At 60.7% G+C, this 8,561-nt stretch carries 8 protein-coding genes; 2 read left to right on the top strand and 6 right to left on the bottom strand.

The window, feature by feature from the left end; genetic code table 11:
• Positions 1-385: 385 nt before the first annotated feature.
• The 5 genes from ACM6IT_RS12450 to ACM6IT_RS12430 form a co-directional block, all read right to left on the bottom strand.
• Positions 386-1,738 carry a purine-cytosine permease family protein gene (locus tag ACM6IT_RS12450; RefSeq protein ID WP_414918102.1) on the bottom strand — a complete coding sequence of 451 codons (1,353 nt, stop codon included), beginning with the start codon at positions 1,736-1,738 and terminating at the stop codon, positions 386-388.
• A gap of 5 nt (positions 1,739-1,743) precedes the next feature.
• Positions 1,744-2,421: a cysteine hydrolase family protein gene (locus tag ACM6IT_RS12445; protein WP_414918101.1), complete on the bottom strand. Its 678-nt coding sequence runs from the start codon at positions 2,419-2,421 to the stop codon at positions 1,744-1,746.
• Positions 2,422-2,511: 90 nt separating this feature from the next.
• A complete protein-coding gene (locus tag ACM6IT_RS12440) occupies positions 2,512-2,661 on the bottom strand; it encodes a hypothetical protein (protein WP_162130443.1) in 150 nt (49 codons plus the stop codon).
• Positions 2,662-2,692: 31 nt separating this feature from the next.
• A complete protein-coding gene (locus tag ACM6IT_RS12435) occupies positions 2,693-3,736 on the bottom strand; it encodes an LLM class flavin-dependent oxidoreductase (protein WP_007982502.1) in 1,044 nt (347 codons plus the stop codon).
• 169 nt (positions 3,737-3,905) lie between these two features.
• Complete coding sequence (locus ACM6IT_RS12430) at positions 3,906-4,391, bottom strand: flavin reductase family protein (protein WP_414918100.1); 486 nt, start codon at positions 4,389-4,391, stop codon at positions 3,906-3,908.
• A 323-nt stretch (positions 4,392-4,714) separates the two neighbouring features.
• On the opposite strand from ACM6IT_RS12430, the gene ACM6IT_RS12425 reads away from it, so the two are divergent.
• Positions 4,715-6,121 carry a purine-cytosine permease family protein gene (locus ACM6IT_RS12425; RefSeq protein WP_414912965.1) on the top strand — a complete coding sequence of 469 codons (1,407 nt, stop codon included), beginning with the start codon at positions 4,715-4,717 and terminating at the stop codon, positions 6,119-6,121.
• Positions 6,122-6,190: 69 nt separating this feature from the next.
• Here the strand turns inward: ACM6IT_RS12425 and ACM6IT_RS12420 are convergent, their stop codons facing one another.
• Positions 6,191-6,811, bottom strand: a complete 621-nt coding sequence (locus ACM6IT_RS12420; protein WP_414918099.1) for a glutathione S-transferase family protein — start codon at positions 6,809-6,811, stop codon at positions 6,191-6,193.
• 355 nt (positions 6,812-7,166) lie between these two features.
• On the opposite strand from ACM6IT_RS12420, the gene ACM6IT_RS12415 reads away from it, so the two are divergent.
• On the top strand, positions 7,167-8,492 hold the full coding sequence (locus ACM6IT_RS12415; RefSeq protein ID WP_414918098.1) for an OprD family porin: 1,326 nt from the start codon (positions 7,167-7,169) through the stop codon (positions 8,490-8,492).
• The last annotated feature ends 69 nt before the right edge of the window (positions 8,493-8,561 follow it).

Below are 8,561 nucleotides of genomic sequence, written 5' to 3'. Positions count from 1 at the left end.
GTCCAGCTCCCGGACCCAGAGTGTGTGGCGGCTGTGGTCGAAGAAGGAGCGCGGTGCGTTGGACAAAATCAGGCCTCCCTGGGCTGTTGAGGCGGACGGGGAGGCTTCGTTGCCTCCCGCGTTCAAGCGCTCGACAGCTTTCAGGAAGGTAAAAAAGGGTGATATAGGACGCTTCCGACGCTCGCGTAGGATGCATCCGAGTGTTGATGCTGCGTACCTGTAGGACTGTTCGCGGCTGGCGTTTGATGGCGTCCAGCCGTTGGGGGGGGGCCGGAAGCAGAAGATCAAAAGATCGCAGGCTTCGCCAGCTCCTACGGGGATGTACGCCTTGCATTCGTAGGCGCTGCCGCAGGCTGCGATCTTTTATGCCGTCAAATGCTGATGACTACGCTGGCACGCTGACGCGCGTGGTCATTTTCATCAGCCAGTAATAACTCAACGCCGGCACCAGCAACCCGACGATCCAAGCCAGATCCACCCCGTCCAGCGCCGTGGCCACCGGGCCGACATACAGCGTGGTGTTCATGAACGGAATTTCCAGGGCAATCGCCAGCAGGAAACTGCCGCAGGCGATCCAGTTGACCCGTCCGTAGATCCCGTTCAGGTCGAAGATGTCGTCAATCCGGTACTGGCCTTTGCGCAGGCAGTAGTAGTCCACCAGATTGATCGCCGTCCACGGGATCAGGAAGTAGCTCATGAAGAAGATGAAGTTGAGGAAGAAGGTGATGAAGTCGTCCTGACTGATGGTGCACAGGGCCGTGGCCACCAGGCTGATCAGCAACATGAACACACCGCGTACCCGTGGGGTCACCTTGAGTCGGGCGAAAGGTTCGATCACGGTGATGGTCGACATGAACGCGCCGTACAGGTTGAACACGTTGATCGACACCTGGCCGTAGACGATGAAGGCGAACAGCAGCACCGCGCCAGGGCCGAACAGACCGGCGACATGCCCGCCGACGTTGCTGGAGAAGTCGCCGATGCCGACGCTCAGGATCGCCCCGAGAATCATCATCCACGCACCGCCGCTGACCGTGCCGGCGTAGCTGTACCAGAACACCTGGGCGGTCGGCGTGTTGCTCGGCAGGTAGCGTGAATAGTCGGCGACATAGGGCGCGTAGGACAGTTGCCAGGTCACGGCAATGCTCACTGCCACCAGGAACTTCGATAGCGAGAAGCCTGTTGGCAGCCACTGTTCGGCCGGGATCGGCAACTGCAAGGCGAGCACCGTGGCGGCCACGAACACCACCAGCGACAGAATCGACAGCAGCTTCTGCAAGCGGTGAATCAACCGATAGCCATAGAGCGCGACGATGAAGCACAACGCGCCGATCAGGTAGATATTGCCGGACATCGGCAGCGGGCTGACGGACTCCAGCGCCTGGGCCGCGAGCAAGGTGTTGCTGACGAAGAAACCCAGGTAGATCAGCATCACGAACAGCAGCGGCAACACCGCCCCCAACACGCCGAATTGCGCCCGGCTCTGGATCATTTGCGGAATGCCCAGCTTCGGTCCCTGGGCCGAGTGGGAGGCCATGAAAATCGCCCCGAGCAACGAGCCGATGATGATCGCCAGCGCGCTCCAGAACAGGTTGAGCCCCATCACCACGGGCAACACGCCGGAGGCGATGGTGGTGATGTTCATGTTGGCGCCGAACCAGATATAGAACAGCGAACCCGGCTTGCCGTGGCGTTCGGTCTCGGGGATGAAATCGATGCTTCTTTTTTCGACTTGCATGGCGATCACTCCTGAGTCCGGACGAGACGGGATTGCAGACGGGCGATGGTGCTTTGCAGCTCATGGGGCTGGTGGGCAAACAAGTCCGGCTGCTCGGGGATCAGGCTGATGTAATCGCGGCGTTCGAGGGCGCGCTGGCACTCGGTGGTGGTGAGGATTTCCAGTGCGTAGACCCAGTTGGCCAGGATCAGCAGGGCCGAGTAATGCCCGGCCTCGGTGGTCGTGGTGCAGGCATCGCTGACCAGGCGCACGCGATAACCCAGGGCGAAGGCATCGAACACACTGGTGAGCACGCAGACGTCGGTCAGCACGCCGCAGACGATCAGTGTGTTGACCTCCATTGCCTTGAGTCGGGCATCGAGGTCGGTGCGATGAAAGGCACTGTACCGGCCCTTGTCGATGATCAGCTCACCGGGCTGCGGCGTCAGCGACTCGATGATTTCCACTTGCCGGGTGCCGGCGCGGTAACTGCCGGGGCCTCCGTCGGCGGCCAGGGGTTCGCCGTGGGGCAGGTCACTGCCATCGGCCTGATTGATGTGGCGGGTATAGATGACAGGTGTCCGCTGATGGCGGGCGGTATCGAGCAGGGCGGCGGTATGGGCGACCACCCTGTCGAGGTTTTCCAGGACGAAGCCGTCCTCCTGCTGCATGTCGATGATCAACAGTGCGTTGTTATTGTTCATTGGGCAAACCTGATCAAGGCGAAACACGATGCACCGTACGCGCCATGCAATGGCGAGACGCGGGGTGCGTGATTGGCTGTTCGGGTGGGCTCAGTGAACTATTTGCCAGAAACCGTTCTGCTTGGCCGAAACGCTGGCGCGCAGGCGCTTGAAATGCAGGTGCGAAGCGGTCCATTCACCGCGCAGGTAAGCCCGCGCGGCGCCGGAGGGAAGGGCGAGTGATGGGAGGCGACCAGTCATCATTGGAATCGACCCTTGTGGGAACTCGCTCCTACCGGAACGCTGGCACCACGTGCTTGATGAACAGCTCCAGGGATTTTTTCTTTTCCGCGTGGGGCAGGCTGTTATCGCACCAGAAGCTGAATTCGTCGACGCCCAGTTCCTGGTAGTACTTGATGCGCGGAATGATTTCTTCCGGGGTGCCGATCATGGCGGTCTTGTGCAGGCTTTCCAGCTCGAACTCCGGGCGACCGGCGAATTTCTCTTCCGGGCTCGGCGCGAGGAAGCCGTTGACCGGGGTGGTCTTGTTGCCGAACCAGGCATCGAAGGTGCGGTAGAACTTCGAGATCGCCTTGGCCCCGACTTCCCAGCCCTGTGGATCGTCGGCGGTGTGCACGTGGGTGTGACGCAGCACCATCAGTTGCGGGCGCGGCACGCCAGGGTTGTTATCGAGCGCGGCCTGGAACTTGTTCTTCAGGTCGAGGACTTCCTCGTCGCCTTTCATCAGCGGCGTGACCATGACGTTGCAGCCGTTGGCCACGGCGAAGTTGTGCGAATCCGGGTCGCGGGCGGCGATCCACATCGGCGGGTTCGGCTGCTGGATCGGCTTGGGCACGCTGGTGGAGGTCGGGAATTTCCAGATGTCGCCGTCATGGGCATAGTCGCCGTTCCACAGTGCCCGCACCACAGGAACCATTTCCCGCAATGCCTGGCCGCCGGAGGACGCCGGCATGCCGCCGGCCATGCGGTCGAACTCGATCTGGTAGGCGCCACGGGCCAATCCCACTTCCATGCGCCCGTTGCTGATCACGTCGAGCAGCGCGCATTCACCGGCCACCCGCAGCGGATGCCAGAACGGCGCGATGATGGTGCCGGCACCCAGGTGGATGGTGGTGGTCTTGCCCGCCAGATAAGCCAGCAGCGGCATCGGGCTTGGCGAGATGGTGTACTCCATGGAGTGGTGTTCGCCGATCCACACGGTGCTGAAACCACCGGCCTCGGCCATCAGCGTCAGTTCGGTCAGGTCTTCGAACAACTGGCGGTGGCTGACGCTTTCGTCCCAACGTTCCATGTGTACGAACAGGGAAAACTTCATGACGCTTACCTCGGATCTATTGTTGTCGGCCGGTCGACCGCGGGCCTGTTGATTATTGGTATACCATAATACGAATTGAAGAGCAAAAGATCGCAGCCTTCGGCAGCTCCTACGGGCGATATGCGTTTGCCCCTGTAGGAGCTGCCGAAGGCTGCGATCTTTTCAATGGTCAGGCCAGAACGGGCAAAGCGCCCATCTTGCCGTGGCAATACACCAGCGGGCCGGCATTCTGGTTGGGCACGATCAGGTTCTTCACCGCACCGACCATGATGGCGTGGTCACCCCCTTCATATTCGCGCCACAGCTCACATTCGATGACCGCCGCGGCGTTGGCCAGAATCGGGTTGCCCAGTTCGCTCAACGTCCACTCGATCCCCTGGGCCTTGTCCTTGCCCTTGCGCGCGAAGGCATAGGCTTCGTTTTGCTGGCCGCCGGACAGCACGTGGATGGCGAAACGCTTGTTCTTGATCAGGACCGGGTAGGAATCGGAACTGTAGTTGGGGCAGAACAGCACCAGGGCCGGGTCCATCGACAGCGAGCTGAACGCGCTGGCGGTCAGGCCGACGATTTGCCCGTCGTCATCCAGGGTGGTGATCACGGTCACTCCGGACGGGAACGACCCCATGACTTGTTTATAGATGGCGGCATCGATCATTGGACGGTCCTCGGGTGCTGTGGTGCGTTTTTATGTGTTTGTAGGTCTGATGGTATACCGTAATACGTCGATTGCAAGATCTTTTTGGGTGAACCGATAAACGTAAGGTTTTCGTCTTAAACCCAATGATTACAGGGCTTTCAGCTAGTCAGTGCTGGCGCGCTTCGGGCAGGATGCCGGCTCAGATGCTTGTTCAAAGACCGGATCAGTCTTGTGTAAAGTTTGGAATACCATAATATGGTTCGCATCTGAGGGGCGGCCAGAGAGTCCCCCCGGTTTGGCTTCATACAAAGATAAGAACAGACAAACTCGAGTTCATGCACATGTCCCAGATGTCCCGGCAAGACCCGTTGATCGAGAACCACACGGTCGACTACGTTCCACTCGCAGAGCGCCACGGGAAGGCCCGCGATCTCTTCACCCTGTGGTTCAGCACCAACATCGCGCCACTGCCCATCGTCACCGGCGCCATGGTGGTCCAGGTGTTCCACCTCAACCTGTTCTGGGGGTTGCTGGCAATTGCCCTCGGGCACATGGTCGGCGGCGTGGTGATTGCGCTGGCGTCGGCCCAGGGGCCGTGCATGGGCATCCCGCAGATGGTGCAGAGCCGTGGCCAGTTCGGCCGTTATGGCGCGTTGCTGATCGTGTTCTTCGCGGCGTTGATCTACATCGGTTTCTTCATTTCCAACATCGTGCTGGCGGGCAAATCGATTGTCGGCATTGCGCCGTCGATTCCAGTGCCGGCCAGCATCCTCATCGGCGCCCTCAGCGCCACAGCCATCGGAGTGATTGGCTATCGCTTCATCCATACCCTCAACCGTATCGGCACCTGGGTGATGGGCAGTGCCTTGCTCGCGGGTTTCCTCTATATCTTCGCCCATGATCTGCCGGCGGACTTCTTCACCCGCGGCGGGTTCAACCTGTCCGGCTGGCTGGCCACGGTATCGCTGGGCATCATCTGGCAGATCAGCTTCTCGCCGTACGTGTCGGACTATTCGCGTTACCTGCCGGCGGATATCGGCATCACCCGGCCGTTCTTCGCCACTTACCTGGGGGCGACCCTGGGCACGATCCTGTCGTTCACCTTCGGCGCCGTGGCGGTACTGGCAACCCCGGAAGGCACCGAGGCGATGGCGGCGGTCAAGCAGTCCACCGGTTGGCTGGGACCGATCCTGATGGTGTTGTTTCTGCTCAACATCATCAGCCACAACGCCTTGAATCTGTATGGCGCGGTGCTGTCTATCATCACCTCGATCCAGACCTTCGCCAGCCAGTGGACGCCCAGCATCAAGGTGCGCGTGGTGTTGTCGAGTATCGTGCTGGCGGGCTGCTGCGTGGTGGCGCTGGGGGCCTCGGCGAATTTCATTGCGCAATTCATCGGCCTGATCCTGGCGCTGTTGCTGGTGCTGGTGCCGTGGGCCTCGATCAACCTGATCGACTTCTACCTGATCAAGCGTCGTCGCTATGACATCGCCTCGATCTTCCGGGCTGACGGCGGTATCTACGGGCGCTTCAACCTGCACGCGATCATTGCCTACTTCATCGGCATCATCGTGCAACTGCCGTTTGCCAACACATCGTTGTACGTCGGGCCGTACGCCAATCTGGTGGAGGGCGCGGACCTGTCGTGGCTGGTGGGGCTGGCGGTGACGTGCCCGTTGTATTACTGCCTCGCAACACGAAACCAGTCGCAGCAAAGCCGCTCGGTCGAACTCGGCTACACCGACTGAGGCAAATCCTTTCGTGTTCGTCTGAAAATGCCCGGCGCTTTGTCGGGCATTTTTGTTTTCGTCAATCGCTCAGCAATGATTGAACGCATTCAGGCCGCGTTGTACCGCCGGCCTGGCTTCGACCGAGTCGAACCAGCGCGAAAGTTGCGGAAGCTCTTTCCATTCCAGTCGATCACGGAACGCTGTGACGATGGTGAACGCCGAAATGTCAGCCATGGAGAACTGCTCTCCGGCCATGAATCCGGCAGCCAGAAAACATTCCGCGTAAGTCAGTTGCTCGATCACCCGCAGATCAATGACCGCCGCGGCCTTGTCCTGCCCCGCCTGGTGCAGGAAAAACGCCGCATGGCTGGGGGCGATGACATCGGTCACGAAAAAGAAATAGCGGTCGATCACCCGGGTGCGCGCAGGTCCCGGCTGCGCCGGTGCGAGCCTTCCGGGGGCAATGGAGTCCGCGTACTGGATGATGGCGTTGGACTGGTTGATGACCAGCGGCGGCGCTGTCCCGTGATCGATCAGGGTCGGGACTTTCCCGGCCGGGTTAAGTGCCAGGAAGGCCGGCCCACGATGCTCCTGTGCGTACAGGTCGAGCCTGCGTGCGGTGTAGGCGATGCCCGACTCTTCCAGGGCAATCGCTGCCCGCAGGCTGTTGCCGGTGTTCGCGCCGTAAAGTTCGATTTGATCGTTCATGGGTCATTGCTCCTGTTGGGACAGGCAAGCAGCCACCGAGCACCGCCGACGATGTCAGTATGGTGAAAATCCGCCGCACCGATATACAAAAACAGTGATCGTCCATATCCCTGCGCGACAAGCCTTATCCCTGCACGAAAACTACTTTCATCGCGTTTGATAATAGCCTCTCGAAATGTTTTAAGAGTTTCACAAGCCAGTCAGTCAACCCTCACCCCGAACGTACGATGCTCATGCCACTCATCGAGCGCGCCTGTTTTCGCGCCCGTGTTGAGCGCTGTTGCGTGGGCGGCAACCGGGTCCTGCCTGGCGGTGAAACCTTCAAATAACGATAAGAAACACCCAGGAGCACCCTATGTTCAAACGAGCCATCCCCACCGCAGTCTTGCTGGCCACCAGTTCGGTGTGCGCACAAGCGGCTGACACCGCAAGCCATGGTTTCCTGGAAGACAGCAAGGCCAGCCTGTCCATGCGCACCCTGTACTTCAACAGCGACAATCGCGATGGCAGCGCGGCCCCTTCGAAAACCGAAGAGGCGGCCCAGGGTTTCGTGTTGCGCTATGAGTCCGGGTTTACGCAGGGCGCGGTGGGGTTCGGGCTCGATGCCCAGGCATTGCTCGGCATCACGCTGGACAGCGGCGCGGGGCGCCACGTCGGCAGCGGCATGATTCCCTCTGACGGCGACGGCGCGGCGGCCGCCTGGAGCAGCTTCGGTCCTACGGCGAAGATGCGCCTGGCCAGGACGGAATTTCGCTACGGCACCTTGCTGCCGAAATTGCCGATCCTGCTGGCGAACGATGCCCGTGTGTTGCCGCAATCGTTTACCGGCGCGCAGGTCACATCCAACGACATCGATGGCCTGACGTTGACCGGCGGTGTGCTGGAGCACGCGGTAGGGCGTGCCTCGACGGACCGCACAGGCCTGTCGGTCGCCGGCAGCACGCAGGACAGCAACAAGTTCTACTACGCCGGCGGCGACTACAACCTCACCAGGAATCTGAAGACCCAGTATTACTTCGCGCAACTGGAAGACTTCTACAACCAGAACTTCCTCGGGCTGACGCACATCCTGTCCATCGACAGCGCGAGCTCACTGACCACCGACCTGCGCTATTTCCGCACCACGTCGAGCGGTGCCAACAGCTCTGCCGCCGGCCGCGCGCAAGGCTATCGGGTGTCGGGCTATACCGACGACAACGACGGTGAAATCGACAACAGCACCTGGTCTGCGATGGTCACCTACACCCATGGCGGGCACGCGGTGTCGGTGGGGCATCAACAGGTGGGTGGCGGCAGCAACTTCGTCCAGCCCAACCAGGGCAGCCTGGTGGACAAGGGGGCGGGCGGCGGCAGTGTCTACCTGCCCACCGACAAGATGATCCAGAACTTTGCCCGGGCCGGCGAGCAGACCAATTTCGGCCAATACACCTACGACTTCGCGCCCTTGGGCGTGCCGGGCCTGAAAGCCTCGATCGTGTATCTCAAGGGCATGGACATCAAGGCGCAAAACGCCAGTGACCAGTCCGAGTGGGAGCGCGACATGACCCTGGACTACGTGTTGCAGTCGGGCACGTTCAAGGGGGTGGGGTTCTCCTTGCGCAATGCCAAATCGAACACTGACGCGGGCCGCAACGTGGATCAGAGCCGGTTCATCATCAACTACACCTTGTCGTTGTTGTAGGTGAGCAACGAGATAGAACAGAGGGTGATTGTGGCGAGGGAGCTTGCTCCCGCTGGGTCGCGCAGCGGC

Source organism: Pseudomonas sp. IT-P4, from assembly GCF_949767755.1.
Taxonomy (GTDB): domain Bacteria; phylum Pseudomonadota; class Gammaproteobacteria; order Pseudomonadales; family Pseudomonadaceae; genus Aquipseudomonas; species Aquipseudomonas monachiensis.
The sequence above is the reverse complement of the archived record's forward strand: the minus strand, read 5'-3'. Positions and strand labels throughout refer to the sequence as shown.